This window comes from Serratia sp. (in: enterobacteria) (assembly GCF_046715635.1).
In the GTDB taxonomy this organism is placed as follows: domain Bacteria; phylum Pseudomonadota; class Gammaproteobacteria; order Enterobacterales; family Enterobacteriaceae; genus Chania.
In genome coordinates, this window is the sequence record NZ_JBKJYW010000412.1 from 1 (window position 1) to 18248 (window position 18248).

At 49.1% G+C, this 18248-nt stretch carries 15 protein-coding genes and 1 tRNA gene; 13 read left to right on the forward strand and 3 right to left on the reverse strand.

Translation table 11 applies throughout. The features are described from left to right. From xylF to ACLQ7H_RS21265, 8 genes are all read left to right on the forward strand, one after another. The coding region (gene xylF, locus ACLQ7H_RS21230) for a D-xylose ABC transporter substrate-binding protein (protein ID WP_411754370.1) at window positions 1–975 on the forward strand (975 nt) is incomplete at its 5' end. A 28-nt stretch (window positions 976–1003) separates the two neighbouring features. Then, window positions 1004–2545 (forward strand): xylose ABC transporter ATP-binding protein, encoded by a 1542-nt coding sequence (locus ACLQ7H_RS21235; RefSeq protein WP_411754371.1) that lies wholly within the window; start codon window positions 1004–1006, stop codon window positions 2543–2545. Next, window positions 2523–3707 (forward strand): xylose ABC transporter permease XylH, encoded by a 1185-nt coding sequence (gene xylH, locus ACLQ7H_RS21240; RefSeq protein WP_411754372.1) that lies wholly within the window; start codon window positions 2523–2525, stop codon window positions 3705–3707. Before ACLQ7H_RS21235 ends, xylH begins: the two co-directional genes overlap by 23 nt. Window positions 3708–3796: 89 nt before the next feature. After that, on the forward strand, window positions 3797–4975 hold the full coding sequence (gene xylR / locus ACLQ7H_RS21245; RefSeq protein ID WP_411754373.1) for a D-xylose utilization transcriptional activator XylR: 1179 nt from the start codon (window positions 3797–3799) through the stop codon (window positions 4973–4975). Window positions 4976–5139: 164 nt separating this feature from the next. Beyond that, window positions 5140–6486: an esterase-like activity of phytase family protein gene (locus ACLQ7H_RS21250; protein WP_411754374.1), complete on the forward strand. Its 1347-nt coding sequence runs from the start codon at window positions 5140–5142 to the stop codon at window positions 6484–6486. A 307-nt stretch (window positions 6487–6793) separates the two neighbouring features. Continuing rightward, complete coding sequence (locus tag ACLQ7H_RS21255) at window positions 6794–7483, forward strand: helix-turn-helix transcriptional regulator (RefSeq protein ID WP_411754375.1); 690 nt, start codon at window positions 6794–6796, stop codon at window positions 7481–7483. A 190-nt stretch (window positions 7484–7673) separates the two neighbouring features. Beyond that, window positions 7674–9956, forward strand: a complete 2283-nt coding sequence (locus ACLQ7H_RS21260) for an Orn/Lys/Arg decarboxylase N-terminal domain-containing protein (protein WP_411754376.1) — start codon at window positions 7674–7676, stop codon at window positions 9954–9956. Window positions 9957–10039: 83 nt separating this feature from the next. Continuing rightward, window positions 10040–11392 carry an amino acid permease gene (locus ACLQ7H_RS21265; protein WP_411754377.1) on the forward strand — a complete coding sequence of 451 codons (1353 nt, stop codon included), beginning with the start codon at window positions 10040–10042 and terminating at the stop codon, window positions 11390–11392. 368 nt (window positions 11393–11760) lie between these two features. Here ACLQ7H_RS21265 and ACLQ7H_RS21270 read toward each other — a convergent pair whose 3' ends face one another. Together ACLQ7H_RS21270 and ACLQ7H_RS21275 are read right to left on the reverse strand one after the other, a co-directional pair. Further along, on the reverse strand, window positions 11761–12525 hold the full coding sequence (locus ACLQ7H_RS21270) for an Rpn family recombination-promoting nuclease/putative transposase (protein WP_411754423.1): 765 nt from the start codon (window positions 12523–12525) through the stop codon (window positions 11761–11763). A 10-nt stretch (window positions 12526–12535) separates the two neighbouring features. Next, complete coding sequence (locus ACLQ7H_RS21275; RefSeq protein ID WP_411754378.1) at window positions 12536–12700, reverse strand: hypothetical protein; 165 nt, start codon at window positions 12698–12700, stop codon at window positions 12536–12538. Between the two features lie 244 nt (window positions 12701–12944). On the opposite strand from ACLQ7H_RS21275, the gene ACLQ7H_RS21280 reads away from it, so the two are divergent. Then, entirely contained in the window at window positions 12945–13100 is a 156-nt protein-coding gene (locus ACLQ7H_RS21280; RefSeq protein WP_411754379.1) for a hypothetical protein, read from the forward strand. A gap of 108 nt (window positions 13101–13208) precedes the next feature. Here the strand turns inward: ACLQ7H_RS21280 and ACLQ7H_RS21285 are convergent, their stop codons facing one another. Then, window positions 13209–13793 (reverse strand): DJ-1/PfpI family protein, encoded by a 585-nt coding sequence (locus ACLQ7H_RS21285; RefSeq protein WP_021181316.1) that lies wholly within the window; start codon window positions 13791–13793, stop codon window positions 13209–13211. A 174-nt stretch (window positions 13794–13967) separates the two neighbouring features. Between ACLQ7H_RS21285 and ACLQ7H_RS21290 the strand changes: the two genes are divergently transcribed. The 4 genes from ACLQ7H_RS21290 (at window position 13968) to ACLQ7H_RS21305 (ending at window position 18204) form a co-directional block, all read left to right on the forward strand. After that, a tRNA-Sec gene (locus ACLQ7H_RS21290) sits at window positions 13968–14062 on the forward strand. 244 nt (window positions 14063–14306) lie between these two features. Continuing rightward, the gene (locus tag ACLQ7H_RS21295) at window positions 14307–15488 is read left to right on the forward strand and encodes a tyrosine-type recombinase/integrase (protein WP_411754380.1); all 1182 of its coding nucleotides are present in this window, start codon (window positions 14307–14309) and stop codon (window positions 15486–15488) included. A gap of 698 nt (window positions 15489–16186) precedes the next feature. Continuing rightward, complete coding sequence (locus tag ACLQ7H_RS21300) at window positions 16187–17221, forward strand: hypothetical protein (RefSeq protein WP_411754381.1); 1035 nt, start codon at window positions 16187–16189, stop codon at window positions 17219–17221. Window positions 17222–17223: 2 nt separating this feature from the next. Further along, window positions 17224–18204: a hypothetical protein gene (locus tag ACLQ7H_RS21305; protein WP_411754382.1), complete on the forward strand. Its 981-nt coding sequence runs from the start codon at window positions 17224–17226 to the stop codon at window positions 18202–18204. Window positions 18205–18248 lie beyond the last annotated feature (44 nt).

An 18248-nucleotide genomic window follows, 5' to 3' on the forward strand; every position in this document is an offset into this window, starting at 1 on the left:
CTTTCTGCCTGTGCCGCATTAGTGCTTTTCAGCCAGTCAGGGTTGGCGAAAGAAATTAAAATTGGTATGGCTATTGATGACTTACGTTTAGAACGCTGGCAAAAAGACCGTGATATTTTTGTGGCTAAAGCCAAAACTCTCGGTGCAGATGTTTTTGTTCAGTCTGCGAATGGTAATGAAGAAACCCAAATGGCGCAGATTGAGAATATGATCAACCGTGGCGTTGATGTGCTGGTGATCATTCCTTATAACGGCCAGGTGCTGAGTAACGTCATCAGCGAGGCGAAGCGTGAAGGGATCAAAGTGCTGGCCTATGACCGCATGATCAATAACGCCGATATCGATTTCTACATCTCGTTTGATAATGAAAAAGTCGGTGAGATGCAGGCACAAAGCCTGGTGCAGCGCGTGCCACAGGGTAACTATTTCCTGATGGGCGGTTCCCCGGTGGATAATAACGCCAAGCTGTTCCGCAAGGGGCAAATGACCGTGCTGCAACCGCTGATCGACGGCGGCAAGATTAAGGTGGTGGGCGACCAGTGGGTCGACGGCTGGCTGCCGGAAAATGCGCTGAAGATTATGGAAAACGCCCTGACGGCCAACAATAACCAGATCGATGCGGTAGTGGCCTCCAACGATGCCACCGCGGGTGGAGCCATTCAGGCACTGGCTGCGCAAGGGTTGGCGGGCAAGGTGGCGATCTCTGGCCAGGACGCCGATCTGGCGGCGGTAAAACGCATCGTGGCGGGCACCCAGACCATGACGGTGTATAAACCGATCAGCAAGCTGGCCGACGAAGCGGCGGATATCGCCGTGCAGCTGGGCAAAGGGGAACCCCCCAAGTCCAACGCCAAATTAAATAATGGCAGTAAAGAGGTTTCGGCCTGGCTATTAACCCCGGTACAGGTGGATAAAACGAATATCGCCAGTACGATTATTGCCGATGGTTTCCATAAGCAATCCGATCTTAATTAATGGCCATGCCATCTGGGGGGAGTGAATAATGCCCTGCCTGTTAGAAATGCGAAATATCACTAAACAATTCGGCGCAGTGAAAGCCGTGGATAATGTCAGCCTGCAGTTAGAGGCTGGGCAGGTATTATCCTTGTGTGGTGAAAATGGCTCAGGAAAATCCACCTTGATGAAAGTGCTGTGCGGAATATATCCGCACGGCAGTTATCAGGGCGATATTTATTTTTCGGGCGAGATCATCACGGCGAAAACCATTCGCGATACCGAGCAGAAAGGCATCGCCATCATTCATCAGGAATTGGCCCTGGTGAAGCAGATGACGGTGCTGGAGAACCTGTTTCTCGGCAACGAGTGGGGCCGCTATGGGGTAATGGACTACGACAACATGTACCTGCGCTGCCAGCGCATGCTGGCGCAGGTCAAGCTGGAGGTTGATCCCAATACCCGTGTGGGTGAACTAGGGTTGGGCCAGCAGCAATTGGTGGAGATCGCCAAGGCCTTGAACAAACAGGTGCGCCTGCTGGTGCTCGATGAACCCACCGCCTCATTGACCGAAAGTGAAACCGCCACGTTGCTGGCGATCATTACGGATCTGCGCGATCACGGGATCGCCTGTATCTATATTTCGCACAAGCTCAACGAGGTAAAAGCGATCTCGGACTTCATCTGCGTGATCCGCGATGGCAAGCACATTGGTACCCGGCCTGCGGCGGAGATGAGCGAGGACGATATCATCGCCATGATGGTTGGCCGTGAACTGACCGAGCTGTATCCGCAGGAACCCCACACCATCGGTGAAGTGATCCTGCAGGTGGAAAACCTTACTGCCTGGCATCCGGTCAACCGGCATATTCGCCGGGCCGATAATGTGTCCTTTACTCTGCGGCGTGGGGAGATCCTCGGCGTGGCAGGGCTGGTTGGCTCCGGGCGCACCGAAACCATGCAGTGCCTGTTTGGTGCCTATGCGGGGCGTTGGCAGGGCAACATCACCATCGCAGGGCAGGCCGCCACCATCACCAACTGCCGCGAGGCAATGCGATATGGCATCGCCATGGTGCCAGAAGACCGCAAGCGCGATGGCATTGTGCCGGTGATGGGCGTGGGGGCCAACATCACGTTGGCGGCGCTGGGGGATTTCAGTGGCGCATTGACGGTGCTGGATGATGAGCAGGAGCAGGCAACGATCCAACAATCGTTGGCACGGTTACGGGTAAAAACGTCTTCTGCGGAGCTGGCTATCGCCCGTCTGAGCGGGGGTAACCAGCAGAAAGCCATTCTGGCGAAGTGCCTGTTGCTGAACCCACAAATCCTCATTCTGGATGAGCCCACGCGCGGCATTGATATCGGTGCCAAACAAGAGATTTACAAGTTAATCAATCAATTGGCACAACGGGGGATCGCGGTGATTGTGGTGTCCTCCGAATTGCCGGAGGTGCTGGGATTAAGCGATCGGGTATTGGTGATGCACCAGGGGCAGATTAAAGCCGATCTGGTGAACCGCGGTCTGACCCAGGAACAGGTAATGGAAGCGGCCTTAAGGAGTGAAACACATGTTGAAAAGCACGCAATCTGAAGCCAGCCTGCCGCCAGTGGGGGCGAAAAAACCGCCGTTCGGGCTGAAAACCGTCAACCTGCAGGTGTTCGTGATGCTGGCGGCGATCGCCGTCATTATGCTGTTCTTTACCTTTACCACCGAAGGGGCCTATCTCAGCGCCCGTAACATCTCCAACCTGCTGCGCCAGACGGCGATCACCGGCATTCTGGCGGTGGGCATGGTGTTCGTGATTATTTCGGCGGAGATCGACCTTTCCGTTGGCTCAATGATGGGGCTGTTGGGGGGCGTAGCGGCGATATTTGACGTCTGGTTCGGCTGGCCGCTGCCGTTGACCATTGTGGTCACGCTGTTGGCGGGGTTGTTGCTGGGGGCGTGGAATGGCTGGTGGGTGGCCTATCGGAAAGTCCCTTCGTTTATCGTCACCCTGGCGGGGATGTTGGCGTTTCGCGGCATTCTGATCGGCATTACCAATGGCACCACCGTGTCACCCACCAGCAATGCCATGTCGCAGATTGGCCAGAGCTATCTGCCCAACGGAGTGGGTTTTAGCATTGGTGCCGTCGGCCTGATGCTGTTTGTTGCCTGGCAGTGGCGGCGGCGTAGTCGACGTACGCAACTGGGCTTGCCGGTGGCGGCAGCGAGCGGCGATGTCACCCGGCAGAGCATCATGGCAATACTGGTCTTAGGGGCGATTTACCTGCTGAACGACTATCGCGGGGTGCCAACGCCGGTACTGATCCTGACCGCATTGATGCTGGCTGGGATCTTTGTGGCGTCGCGTACCGCCTTTGGCCGCCGTATTTATGCCATTGGCGGTAATATCGATGCCGCGCGGCTTTCCGGGGTTAACGTTGAGCGTACCAAGCTGGCGGTGTTTGCCATCAACGGCCTGATGGTGGCGATTGCCGGGCTGATCCTCAGTTCGCGCCTGGGAGCAGGTTCGCCTTCTGCCGGTAACATTGCCGAGCTGGATGCTATCGCCGCCTGCGTGATCGGTGGCACCAGCCTGGCCGGGGGGATCGGTAGCGTGGCGGGAGCGGTGATGGGGGCGTTTATCATGGCCTCATTGGATAACGGCATGAGCATGCTGGATGTGCCGACATTCTGGCAATATATCGTCAAGGGCGCGATCCTGCTGCTGGCGGTGTGGATGGATTCCGCGACCAAACGCCGGGTATAGGCGCGACTTCACAATTGTAGCGGCATTTTTTCAGCCTTCTGCAAGGGTTGTGCTATTCAGGGAACCGTATTCATTGCTGGGGAGCCCCCATGTTTAAGAAGCGCTACCGTATCACGCTGCTGTTCAACGCCAATAAAGTGTATGACCGCCAGGTGGTGGAGGGCGTTGGGGAGTATTTACAGGCGTCGCAAAGTGATTGGGATATCTTTATCGAAGAGGATTTCCGTTGCCGCATCGATAACATCAAGGACTGGCTGGGGGACGGCGTGATCGCCGATTTCGACGACCGGGATATTGAGCAACTGTTACATAACGTCCAGGTGCCGCTGGTTGGCGTTGGTGGCTCCTACCATCGTACGCAAGACTATCCACCAGTGCATTACATCGCTACCGACAACCATGCGCTGGTGGAAGCGGCGTTTATGCACCTGAAAGAAAAAGGGCTGAACCGCTTTGCGTTCTATGGCCTGCCGGTGGAGGGGGGGAAGCGTTGGGCGCAGGAGCGTGAACAGGCTTTCCGCCAGCTAGTGGCGGCGGAACAGTATCAGGGGGTGGTGTATCAGGGGATGGAAACCGCGCCAGAGAACTGGCAATACGCCCAGAACCGCCTGGCGGATTGGGTGCAGACCTTGCCCCAGCAGACCGGGATTATTGCCGTTACCGATGCGCGGGCGCGCCACCTGTTACAGGTGTGCGAGCACCTGGATATTCCTGTGCCGGAAAAACTCTGTGTGATTGGCATTGATAACGAAGAACTGACGCGCTATCTGTCGCGCGTGGCGTTGTCGTCGGTGATGCAGGGGACACGCCAGATGGGCTATCGCGCCGCCAAGCTGTTGCATCAACTGCTGGATCGGCGCGAGCTGCCGCTACAGCGTATCCTGGTGCCACCGGTGAAGGTGATTGAACGGCGCTCCAGCGATTTCCGTTCACTGCGCGACCCGGCGGTGATCCAGGCCATGCACTATATTCGCTATCATGCCTGCAAGGGGATTAAGGTGGAGCAGGTACTGGATGCGGTAGGCATGTCTCGTTCCAATCTGGAAAAACGCTTCAAGGATGAAACCGGCCAGACGATCCATAACGCCATCCACGAAGAGAAGCTTGAACGCGCCCGTAATTTGCTCACCGCGACCTCGTTACCCATCAACGAAATCTCACAGATGTGTGGCTACCCATCGTTGCAGTATTTTTATTCGGTGTTCAAGAAAGGCTATGACATGACACCCAAAGAGTGCCGCGATCGTTTTGGGGAAGTTGGCTACTGAAACGTGGAGACTGCTAACCCCCCTCCGCTGGCCTGCGCCCGCCTGGTATTGGGGGAGGGGCTGACAAAGGTGTCATGCGGCACATAATATTTCTGTCATTACGGCTCCCTATAGTGGCATTGCTTTTTACTTTTGGGCAAAACCATCACCAGGGAATTCATAATATGCATAATCTTTCATCCCGCCTGGCACTGCTGGCCAGCTGTTTGGCATTCAGCACCACGCTATGGGCACAGGCTCAGGAAGTTCCCGCCGTGCTGGCCGGGCACGCTGTACTACCGGTGAAATCCAGCGTCACGGCCCCCCAGGATGCACCAACCGATCTGCAACAGAGCGGTAAATACACTAGCGGCAAACGCATCACCGCACTGGGCAGCATAGCGGGGAAATCGGCCGATCGGCTGACCGGCATCGGGCTACCCATCAATGGCCAGCCGTTGCAGGGGCACTCCGGCATCAAACACATGCCGGATGGCACCTACTGGGTGCTGACCGATAACGGCTTTGGCAGCAAAGCCAATTCGCCGGACGCCATGCTGTATCTCAACCATTACCGTATCGATTTCAAGGAAGGCACGGTAACGCCGTTGAAAACGCTGTTCCTGCACGATCCCGATAAAAAAGTCCCGTTCCATATCGTCAATGAAAGCACCGATAAGCGTTATCTGACCGGCAGCGATTTCGACCCGGAAAGCTTCCAGTTTGCCGACGATGCCCTATGGATCGGTGATGAGTTTGGCCCTTACCTGATTAAAGCGGATCTGAACGGCAAGGTGTTGGCGGTGTTTGATACCCAGGTTGACGGCAAGGTAGTGAAATCGCCGGATAACCCGACGCTGACGCTGCCAGGTGCGCCAGACGGCAAGCAGAACTTCCAGCTCGCGCGTTCCAAGGGTTTTGAAGGAATGGCTGTATCACCAGACGGTAGTAAGCTGTATCCCCTGCTGGAAGGGGCGCTGTGGGACGGCGAACAGTTTGAGAACCTGGCGGGCAAACGCTACCTGCGGGTGCTGGAATTTGACGTCAAACAGCAGGCATGGACTGGCCGCAGCTGGCAGTACGTGTTGGAAGACAATCAGAACGCCATCGGTGATTTCAATATGATCGACGCCACCCATGGGCTGGTGATCGAACGTGATAATGGTGAAGGCACCGCCGATAAAGCCTGTGCGGCAGGTGCGCCAACGGATAACTGCTTCAGCCAGCTCGCCAAATTTAAGCGGGTCTACAAGATGGCGTTTTCCGACGCCAACGTGGGCAAGCCGGTAGAAAAACTGGCGTATATCGATTTGCTGAACATTCAGGACCCGCAGAAGCTGGCGCGCAAGCCGCTGAATAACGGCGTGCTGACCTTCCCGTTCTTCACTATCGAGAATGTCGATGTGGTGGATGGCTGCCATATCATCGTGGGGAACGACAATAACTTCCCGTTCTCTTCTAGCCGCGAACCCAACGTGGCGGATGATAACGAGTTTATTTTGTTAGAGGTGAAAGCCCTGTTACAGCCGTAAATTTTGCTCTTTTTTTCATGAAGCCTTCTCCTTATTGGGAGAGGGCTTTTTTTATTACGCAGATAAATAATAAATCATTTTTAGACTAACTTGCAGCCTTAGGAGAGAGCGTTGATAGGGATCTGTAGTCATGGGCTGGAGTTAATTGATGGCGCATTCGCCAGGGAGTTAGGATGAGGGCAGTACAGTAGGTCTATGGCATACTCGCGATTGGGCATAAAAAGTGACTTTAAACCTTGCCTCTTTAGAGTCTACTCAAGACGTTCTTAAGTGGAATAAAATGATTTCAAGGATTGAAGGTGAGAAAATGTCTCAAAGCAGCATGAAAAGTCTTATTTTAAAATCAAAGTCTTCAGAGTTCACTATCCCTTTAGAGATTTTGATTGCGTGGGAGTCTAGCGATGAGGCGTGGTGTTTAAAGGATATACATAAAACACCTGTTTATACCAATGCCAGGTATGCTCTATTACTTAAGCCCATTAAAGGAGGAACAACCTCAGCGTTGTCTCCTTTTCAAGCCTTTATCGCTATTCACGATCAACGTGTCATTGATGAAATGAGGAAGGTAGAGGCAATTGGCATCTTCCCTATTGAAGGAAACCGGGTTTTCAGCATTTTCTATTGTGAGCGTATGCCTTACTATGACAATAAGGCGAATATTATCGGTATTATCAGCCATATCAAGCCGCTCAACTCGGTGACACCCCGGTTTTTTGTCTCTGGTGGTGACATCGGTAAATTAACTTCCGTTTGTCCCGGCGAAATCTTCACGGATAAAGAGTGGCTCGTGGCTTTTCTGCTACTACAAGGCATGGCGGAGAAAGAAATTGCCGATATTCTACACAGAACGCTCAGAACCATAAAATTCCATAAAACCAATATATTAGCTAAGGCGCATTGTAGCTCTACGCGGGAATTCATGTCACTTGCCAGAAAGAATCAATGGCAGTTCTACATTCCTCCATTATTTTCAAAGCCTTGCTATATCATCAAGTAATATTCATATTACAAAGCTGTACCTTTGGTACAGTTTATTATGGCCTCTTTCTATGTAAGCTGACGTTAATCATCTGGCATGGCCAGGCTATGTTGCAATGGTGCAGATAAAAAGAGGCTATACAATGAGTTATTCCAACCACTTTGATTTTCCAATATTAATCATCTCCATCAGCAATATGGAGGTAAAGATGGATGATTCCCTGCATGAAATACAGGATGAATTGGAATTAAATAACCACCATTTTATCCATGCCGATACGAGTGAAACCGCTTTGGCAATGGCCCGAAAAGAAGTTGGTATCGGTTGTGTCATTTTTCATGAGTGTGATGAGCCCAGCCAGAATCATTGTTCTATGTTTATAGAGGATCTCATTGATGTTGTGCGAGCGAAAAACAGCCACGTACCCATATTCTTCTCTTCAGGAACGCCCTTGTTGGGGCGTTTACCGACGGGGATCACTAAAGAAATTCATGAGCACATCAATATCAATGAGGATACCCCCAAGTTTATTGCTGGCCGCATTCACCTGGCCATGCGGCATTACATTGACAACCTATTGCCACCCTACTTTTATGCGCTTAAAAATTATGCCTCGGACAGCCCTTATTATTGGGATTGCCCAGGGCACCAAGGGGGCGTCGCCTACCTTAAGCATCCGGTAGGCCGCGAATTCATCAATTACTTTGGTGAAAACCTGATGCGAGCCGATATCGGTATCTCCACGCCTGAAATGGGGGATTGGCTTGAGCATAAAGGCGTTCCTAGCGAATCGGAAAAGCGTGCTGCCAAACTATTCGGAGCCGACAAAACCTTTTATGTGACCGGGGGTTCTTCTCAATCGAATCAGATTGTAGGCCACTCGATTAACCTGAAAGACAAAATCGTTCTGGTTGACCGCAATTGCCACAAGTCCGTCAATCATGAGCTGACGATCACCCAGGCTAGCCCCGTCTACTTCCGGCCTTCCCGTAATGGCCTTGGCATCATCGGTTTGATTTCCCCCGATCAATTTGAGACCAGAGCGATCCGGCAAAAGATTGATGACAGCGCGTTGGCTTATCAGGCGGAAGATCAGTATCCGGCCTACGCCATTATCACCAACTGTACCTATGACGGATTAATTTACGACGTGGCGGCCATCGTGCCAAAGTTGGCCTATCTGGTACCACGTATCAAGTTTGACGAAGCCTGGTACGCCTATGCGAAATTTCATCCCTTGTATCGGGGCCGTTTTGCTATGGACGTTCCAACAGATGGCGAAAATGGCCCAACGCTGTATGCGGTGCAATCGACGCATAAGATGCTGGCGGCTTTTTCTTCGGCTTCGATGATACACATTCGTAATTCCGCACGTGCACCGGTGGACTATGACATTTTTAATCAGACCTTTACGATGCACGGTACAACCTCACCGTTCTATCCGATTATCGCTTCGATTGATGTGGCAACTGCCATGATGGAGGGGGAGGCCGGTAAAACCTTGGTTGATGAAGCTGTTCATGATGCTATCAGCTTTCGCAAGACGCTGGTTACCGTGGCGGACAAACTCAAGACGCAAGGCCCATCAGGCTGGTTTTTCGATATCTGGCAACCGACGGCCTTAATGCAAGAAGGTCACAAGGTGCCTTTTACTCAGGTCCCTAATGAAGTGCTAGCCAACGATCCCCGCTGTTGGATGTTGCGTGCCGGGGATGCATGGCATGGTTTTGGTGATGTGCCCGAGGGTTATGCGATGTTGGATCCTATCAAGGTCACCATCACTTGCCCGGGGCTAAACGCCCAGGGAGAAATGGGCAACTTCGGCATCCCTGCCCCGGTAGTAGCAAAATTCCTCAATACACAGCGCATCATTCCGGCCAAATACGGGGACTACACTATTCTGGTGTTATTTGCCCTGGGATCGACACAGGGCAAATGGAATACCCTGATCGATATGCTGATGCTGTTCAAACAGCATCATGACGACAATACGCCGCTGGCAACCCTGCTTCCTGAGGTTGCCGCCAGTGCCCCGGGTTATAACAATATTGGCCTGGGGGATTTATGCCGTGCCATTCATCAGGAAAATATCACGCTGAAAATCACCGAGCTTGCCGAGTTGGCCTGCTCTGCGGAGGCAATCCCCGTTCTTAGGCCTTCTCAGGCCTATGAATGCCTGATCGCCGATAGAACGGAGTTGATTAAGGTGGCTGAAATCAGCAACCGTACATTGGGTATCATGATCACCCCTTACCCACCAGGTATCCCACTCATTATGCCGGGTGAAAAAGTCACGGCTGAATCACAGGCCATCGTCGATTATCTGGTTGCATTGCAGACCTTCGGCCAGCGTTTCCCCGGCTTTGAGCATGAATTGCAAGGTGTGAACATTGATGAGGACGGTATTTATTGGGTGAGGTGCATAAAAGAGGAACCCCTCACCGGTAAAAACAACCTCGCGAAAAATACCCCGATTTATTCAATGTTTTAATCGACGCGCACTTTTATCCCCCACGGGTGCGCTGTGCACCCCCTTCAAGATTTGCATCTGCTCAATCAATGATGGGAAATATTATGGCTTGCGTTAATACTGCCGCGGTAAAAAAAATGGGGTTGGTCGCTCTTACGCTGGTGACGGCCTCCAATATGATGGGATCTGGCGTTTTCATGCTGCCGACCAACTTGGCGGTTATTGGTTCTATCTCGCTGTACGGCTGGTTGATTACCATTGTGGGCGTGATTGCCCTGGCTTTGGTGTTTGCCAAAAACAGTATGGTGACACCGCGTGATGGCGGCATTATTGCCTATGCCAGCGACGCATTTGGGCCGTTTATTGGTTTTCAGACCACCATCTGTTACTGGATCAGCGCCTGGGTAGGGAACGTGGCGCTGCTGGTGGCGGGTGTGGGTTACCTGAGTTATTTCTTCCCCCTGCTCAGAGATCCGTTTGCCAGCTCTATCACCGCCATTGTCATCCTTTGGGGATTTATCGCTCTGGCTTCTTTGGGGGCAAGGGTGGCCGGGCGTTCCCAGTCATTCACCGCCTGCTGCATGCTGGTTGTGGTGCTGGGCATCGGTTTTATTGGCTGGTTCTGGTTCAAACCCGCGCTGTTCACCGAAGTTTATAATGGCACCCAGGGCAGCGACGCTTCGGCAATCCTTTCTGCTGCCTCCCTGGCGTTATGGGGCTTTTTGGGCGTGGAATCCGCGGTGGTGTCCAGCGGACAGGTGGAAAACCCCAAATCCACCGTCCCCAAGGCGACGGTGTTGGGATTACTGATTGCCGCCGTGTGTTATGTCACCAGCTGTTCGGTGATTATGGGGTTGGTACCGCACGGTGAACTGGTGAATTCCGCTGCCCCCTTTGCCGATGCCGCCCGTTATATGTTCGGTGCGTTCGCTGGGGAAGTGGTTTCCGCACTGAGCGTTATCGCCTGTTTCGGTTCGATCTCTGGCTGGCTGATCTTGCAGTCTGAAGCCCCCAAGGCCGGGGCGAAGCAGGGGCTATTCCCGAAATTCTTTGCCGTGGTGAACAAAAACGATGTACCGATGAAAGGGCTGATTTTCACCGGCGTGCTGATGACCGTGGTATTACTGACCACGGCTTCGCCTAATCTGGCAAAACAGTTTCAGGTTATTGTGCTGATGTCAGTATTCGCCTCTTTACTGCCCTATATCTATGCGCTGGTCGCGTTGCCGATCATCATGGTGGCAAAATCCTTGAATAAAGGCGGGAGCTTCATTGTTTACTGCACGTTGGCGGTGATTGGCATTCTCTACAGTCTGTTTGCCCTGTTTGGATCGGGAGGCAATGCCATGTTCTGGGGGGTATTGATGATGATGCTCACCATCCCGTTATATGCTCTGGTTGCCGCAAAACGCAGCAAAAGCGGGATCAAAACACTGTACCTGGATAGCGAGGAGTAGCCGTAAAAACAGAAAGCGCGGTAACAATGAAGGCGTTACTGCAACAGTGAATGGCTCTTTTATTTCTAAGCCTTCTCCTTGGTGGGGAGGCTTTTTATGACGGTGACAAATAAAATACAGCGAATCACCCCTTTTCGGAGAGATATAAGACCCTGCCATTATTAGTTGTTCATTTTAATTAAACGCGTTACGTTGAATTTTGTGTAATATCCTGGCGGTGAGACTACACGGCAATTCTACATTTTGCCGTTATTTGCCAAACCTTGCTATATCATCAGGTTATAGTCCCACCATAAAATAGTCCCTTTGCGACTATTCAGACTACTGGCAAGGTCCGACAGTAAGGCTAGAACATTGTTCTAATAAGATTAGTGGCGGATCTGTGCCAGCTCGTCTTCAGTCAGACCGGTCATTTTCATGACGGTGTTGCGATCGAGACCGTTCTGCAGCATGGTACGGGCAATTTTCAGCGTAGCATCGCGCTCGCCTTCTGAATGCCCTTCCTGCCGACCAAGCTGAATGCCCTTCTCGATACCCTTCTCAATGCCCTTCTGTTCAAGCTGTTGTGCGATGGTCATCAGTGTGTCCCCATGTTGCGGCACTCGCTGTGCCAGTTGGCGTACAAAGGCTTCGTCATCAGGGATGACGGTGACATCGACAAGCGGAAAAGCACCGCTGTAAAGTTTACCGGCCAGCTCTGGGTTAGCAAACTCATCCAGCCACCGGGTGGAATAGGGGTATGGGCTGCGCTTACCGGTATAGAATAGAATCGGTATTACCAGAGGCAGCTTTTTGTGGCCCGCCTCCAGATGGCGCTGCATGGCCGCTACTGCGTACCTGATGAGCCTGAAAGCCATGTGCTGATCCGGGGTGGACTGGTGTTCGATGAGCACGTGGACATAACCGTCATCCCCAGCAGTGGTTTTCAGGCTGTAGAGCACGTCGCTGAAGTACTGACGAAGGTTATCTTCCACAAAGGAGCCTGATTCCAGTTTCAGGGTGTTAAGGTCGCAGATGGCACGCAGCTCTGCCGGGAGGTGTAGTTCCATGAAATCACGGGCAACCTCGGGCTGGGTCAGGAACTGTCTGAATGTGGCATCGTGGGGCGTTGGCGTATTGTTTTTCTTTTTCATCATAATCATTTCACTCCGATACTGATTTTAAGCAAACGTTATTATTTTTCGCATGTCTCTCCATTGATTTATCTGAGGCAAGCTCCGGCGAACTTGTATTCAGGTCATTTATTAATTCACCGAGGTTTTTATTAAGATATGAAATTAATTCAGATTTTGTTTGTGGCATACTCATAAAGAATTCCCTCTCTTTTTTAGCATAGATCCCGTGAAGGCATTGCATGGTGTAATTATGTACTACCTACCACTACAGGGGAACAAGTATTAGTGATGTCACGGTTATTTCAACCAACTATGCTCCTACGGTCGAATATGTTTGCCCCGAAAAATTCAAAAAAATAGCCACGTTGTTATCAATATGAATAATCTTCGCCAAAGGTGCAGCTTATTCCCGCACTTCTATTTTGTGGTTAACAAAAATGATGGGCCGGTTAGGGGGGATTTTTACTGGCGTGCAGATGATCGTGGTATTACTGACCACGGCTTCGCCTAATCTGGCAAAACAGTTACAGGTCATTGTTATGCGTTGGTTGCTGCTAAACGTAGCAAAAGCGGGATCAAAACGTTGTACCTGAATACCGAGGAGTAGCCGTAAAAAACAGAAAGCGCGGTAACAATTTTCGCTTTCGGCATCGGAGCCGGAAAACGCAAATTGTGCCGCGCCTAGTTAGCAGCAGTAGCGATTAATGCACTGCCTGTGGGGCTTGCCAGTTTTCGTGATAGATATGTACGGCTTGCTCTTGCGTGGTAGTGCGATCGCCGGTCAGGCGGTAGGCCACGGTGAAGGCGAAATCAAACGCGGCCCCCAACCCTTGGCCACTGATCAGATTGCCATCTTCCACAACCCTTTCAGCCACGTAGGTACCATCTTCGATCTCCTGATGCAGATCGCCAGAACAGACATAACGGCGGCCTTGCAGCAGTTTGTTGGCAGCCAGCACGCGAGCGGCGGCAGAACACAGCGGGCAGATCAGCTTGGCAGCACGATCATGGCGGCGGATAAACTCCACGACCAGCTCGTTTTCCGCCATTGCGGCGGTAGCCTGCGGCCCACCGGGGATCACCACGGCATCGTACAGTTGGTCCATGCGGCGTTCCAACAGAGCATCGGCAAACATACGTATCTGGTGATAGCTGCGCAGCTCCAGCCTATCCTGGCAGGACAGCAGCTCTACCTCTATCTCCATACGACGTAACACGTCGATCACGATAACCGCCTCGGCCTCTTCAAATCCTTCGCTCAGCAGGACGGCAACTTTCTTGGTCATAGCATCTCCAGCAATGTACGGGTTAATAACCCGGGCTCGGCTAGGGTAGCAGATAAAAGGCGGGAGTTTTGTGCGGGAGAGCAAGTGTACGAAGGGGATCGCGGAAACTTGAATTCCCTCTTAGCAGCTAGGGGGATTCGCGCTATAATCTGCGACTTGCTTCCTGTTTCCAGAGGAAGATCCTCGTCCCCGGTGGGGCGGCTGGACTTCAAATCCAGTTGGGGCCGCCAGCGGTCCTGGGCAGGTTCGACTCCTGTGATCTTCCGCCATTCGATGTCTCTCAAACTCTCCTGAATTCAACTAAAACCCCATGTATACTGGCTTTAAGCCATGATTCTGTCTACGGAGTTCAACCGAACTCAACCCACATCAAGTGATATTTGGGGGTCCTTTAGGGGGTTCAAAAAAGTATGCTATTTTCTGGCACCCCCGTAGGCATGTTGTTACCCCTTTTTATCTGCTCTGGCAGCACCTCGCTTGAGGCCACTGCCCATATCTATCAATGGAGATGCTATGCCACTAACGGACATAAAAGTAAAAACGGCCAAGCCGATGGAGAAAGCCTACAAGTTGGCTGACGGCGGTGGCATGTATCTGCTGGTCAAACCCAATGGCTCAAAGTACTGGCGCTTGAAGTACCGCTTTGCTGGTAAAGAGAAGATGCTTTCTATCGGCGTGTATCCCGATGTCTCATTGGCTGATGCGCGAGAGAAAAGAAAGGAAGCACGCAAAACGCTAGCTTCTGGTGGCGATCCTGGTGAAGTGAAGAAGGCCGAAAAGCTGTCGCAAAAGCTTTCTATCGCGAACACCTTCGAAGCTATCGCACGCGAGTGGCATCAGCATAAGGCCGACCGTTGGTCGTTACGCTACCGTGAGGAAATTATCGATACCTTCGAGAAAGACATTTTCCCTCATATCGGCAAACGTCCTATTGCTGAAATCAAGCCGATGGAGTTGCTGGAAACGTTACGACGGATGGAGAAGCGTGGGGCATTGGAGAAAATGCGTAAGGTACGGCAACGCTGCGGGGAGGTATTTCGCTATGCCATAGTTACCGGTCGTGCTGAGTACAATCCGGCCCCCGATTTGGCAACAGCATTGGCCACACCGAAAAAGACGAATTTCCCTTTCCTTAGCGTTGAAGAGTTACCGCACTTCCTCAGAGATCTCGCTGGGTACACCGGTAGCATCATCACCAAAACCGCAACGCAAATCATCATGCTGACAGCGGTCCGTACACAAGAGTTACGTTTTGCTCGTTGGCAGGATATCGACTTCGAGAAACGGCTTTGGGAAATCCCCCCTGAAGTGATGAAGATGAAGCGGCCCCATATTGTCCCGTTGTCTGAGCAGGTCGTGAATTTGTTCTTGTCAATGAAACCTATCACAGGTGCATACCCATTGGTGTTCATTGGGCGAAATGATCGTACGAAGCCGATTTCAAAGGAAAGTGTTAACCAGGTGATTGAGCTGCTTGGGTACAAGGGAAGGCTGACGGGCCACGGTTTCCGCCACACGATGAGCACGATTTTACATGAGAAGGGCTATAACTCGGCTTGGATTGAGACGCAGCTTGCTCATGTGGATAAGAATGCCATTCGTGGAGCCTACAACCATGCGCAGTATCTGGACGGTAGGCGGGAGATGATGCAGTGGTATGCGGATTACATGGATAGTCTAAATAGTATTCCATAATACCGCTACAGTTGATGTTTTTGGTTCATTTTTAACTATATTGTCATGGTGTTCTCGTACCCTGCACTGGTGCTTGGCCTTGCTGTTTGAAGCTTATAACCCTTGTAGTTCAAGGCATGACGTAAAGTGGAGCACTATTGTGAAAAGTTATTTAGAGCATGGGGTTAGGGGGCGTTGTGTCTGGAAATAATAGGGTTGAATCAGCTAAATGGAGGTAAAGATGGCTAGCCATCTTTACCTCCATCGTGCGATGGAAAGGTGAAAAAAAGCCAACAACGTCAGTGATCATACTGACGTTGTTGGCTTTAATCGATTCGCGTTTTTTTGCCATTGTTTCGTAAACGTAACTTGGAGAGTGAGAGCACCATCAATAAGGTACAACGTCTGAGGTGTGTAGACATCTTTTCGAACAATGGCGTGACGTTCTCAATACCGGTTACGATGCATTCCCTGCCGCCACAGTCACTCAATACACATATCCTTAGTGCATATCCTGAAGACGATGCCCTAATCAGTTAGATTGCTATGCAGTCACCTCTCTTGTGTTTAGTGTTAAAATTGTGGATTTAGCAACCGATATGTGCGTATTATACAGACAATTGTTTTTTCGAAAAAAACTTATGTGCTTATCCCGCGTTCGAGTGTATTTTAAAAAGTATATTGCTGTAAGTTAATTATTTTAACTAAAAAGGAAATGAATGATGATAAAAGTAACATCAATAGGCTACGATAAAGTAATAAAAAGCCTAGTTCTCAATGCAGAAGCTAATTATGAGTTTGCTATAGAAAAACTATTCCCCTTGATAGACCGATATGATTCACAGAGAAAATTACAGAATAAGAAGTTCTATGAAAGGTTAAGTAAGGATTTAGTAAATGGATGCTTAATGCCTGCGTTAACGTTAGCTTTTGTGGAACCAAAAAATGATTTTTATGATGATCTTAATATTGAAAAAATAGAAAGTTTCATTAATGAAAACATATCTAAAGGATATGTTTTAGACGGTATTCAAAGGCTAAATACATTGAATGGCGTTAAAGAGAGTCCAAACATTGATTTATGTCAAAAATTATATTTGAGCATTATTTTATCCAAGAAAAAAGATATGTTGCTTTACCGAATGATTACTCTTAATAACGGGCAAAAACAAATGTCTCCAAGACATCAGATTGAAGTTTTAACTGAGGAGATGTTGGATTGTCAAACCGTTAATATCACAATACAAACTGAAAAGAAAAAGGCAGAAAATTCTGTAGAAGGAAGTTATGATATGGCTGATGTGGCCAAAGCATATTTAGCATTCTTTACTGGGAATGTAAATAATGAAAATAACAAAATAATTAGCGAAAAAATGGATGAAATAATATTGGGAAGAATAATGTCCCATGAAGTTATTGAAAAAGAGGTTCAGTTTGATGATGTATTAAAATTTATGGATAAAATGGCTGCCGATCCTACAAATAAAAAATGGTTTGGGGTTAGTAATAATATGATTGGTTTTGCCGTTGGATATTCTGAAGGCTATTCATACATAGAAAAACTTTCAGTAGAAGAATTTAAAAGCCATATTGAAGCCTTTGACAGAGCATTTGCTAGCATCAACCCTTCAAAAGTTAATTTAGGGAAATTTAGACGCAACTTGAGTCACAAATATTTTGCTAAAGCCAATGTACTCCGTGATGATTATGATGAGATTTTAGGTTATTTTATTGAAGAAACGGAGTCGAACTAATCATGGGGATGAAAATTGAACTTATTGAGATATCGGAACCTGATAGTTCAATGTTTAAACTGGACGAAGGTTCATCTGAGCTATTGATGATTTTTCGTTTGCTTTCAGGGACATGTAAAATGAAAGCATATGAGACAATAGTTGATCTTGAAATTAATTATTTTTTCCCTTTAAATGAGATGGAAACTAGTACTACCGAAAATATTGAGGGAAACACGGAAATACATCAGGAGAATGATAGCATAACTCAAAATTACTTAGGTTTTTTGAATGGTTATGAGGAAGGTGGGACACTTCAGCATTATGAAACATTCATAAAAGTTAATAAATTCAAAAATAGAAATTTCTACAAGCCATTTTATCAAGAGATATGTAGTGCCGTTTATAATGTTCAATTAAAAAAACATACACTTGCATTTGTACATATTTACAGGGCATATGAAAATATATCGTATGCATTTCCAATGATTTATAGCGCTTTGACAGATAATTATCATAATACATTTAATAATTTAAGGGCATGGTTCTCATCTGGTTCATCTGAAAATACTGGTGAGCTTAAGTTCTTGAGCAATTTTATTAAAGAGGTCTTTAAAAATGATGAATTACTAGATAGTTCCTTTGATATTAACATTATTGGTGATGAAAATTTTAAACAAAGAATATTCAATACACTAAAAGGAAAAATACTTCCTTTAAAAAAACAAGAGGCGTATGCTGAAAACCACAGTGAACCTGATGTGTTTTCAATCCCATTTTCAATGTTTCACTCTTTCCTGATAACCTTAAGGAACAGGTTTTTTCATTTTTCTCACTCTAATGAAAATAATATAAGTTTAGATGATGTTGACGATGCTGAATTGTTTTTTTCATTAATAAATAAGCATGCAATACAATATATCACAACGTTATTTCACGCAATAGTATGGCAGAATATAAAAATGGAGCAAGATATCGTTAATTCGGTAGAGAATGCGACATGAATTTTTATTCGCCAATTCAGATATTAGATGTAATACTCGATCAT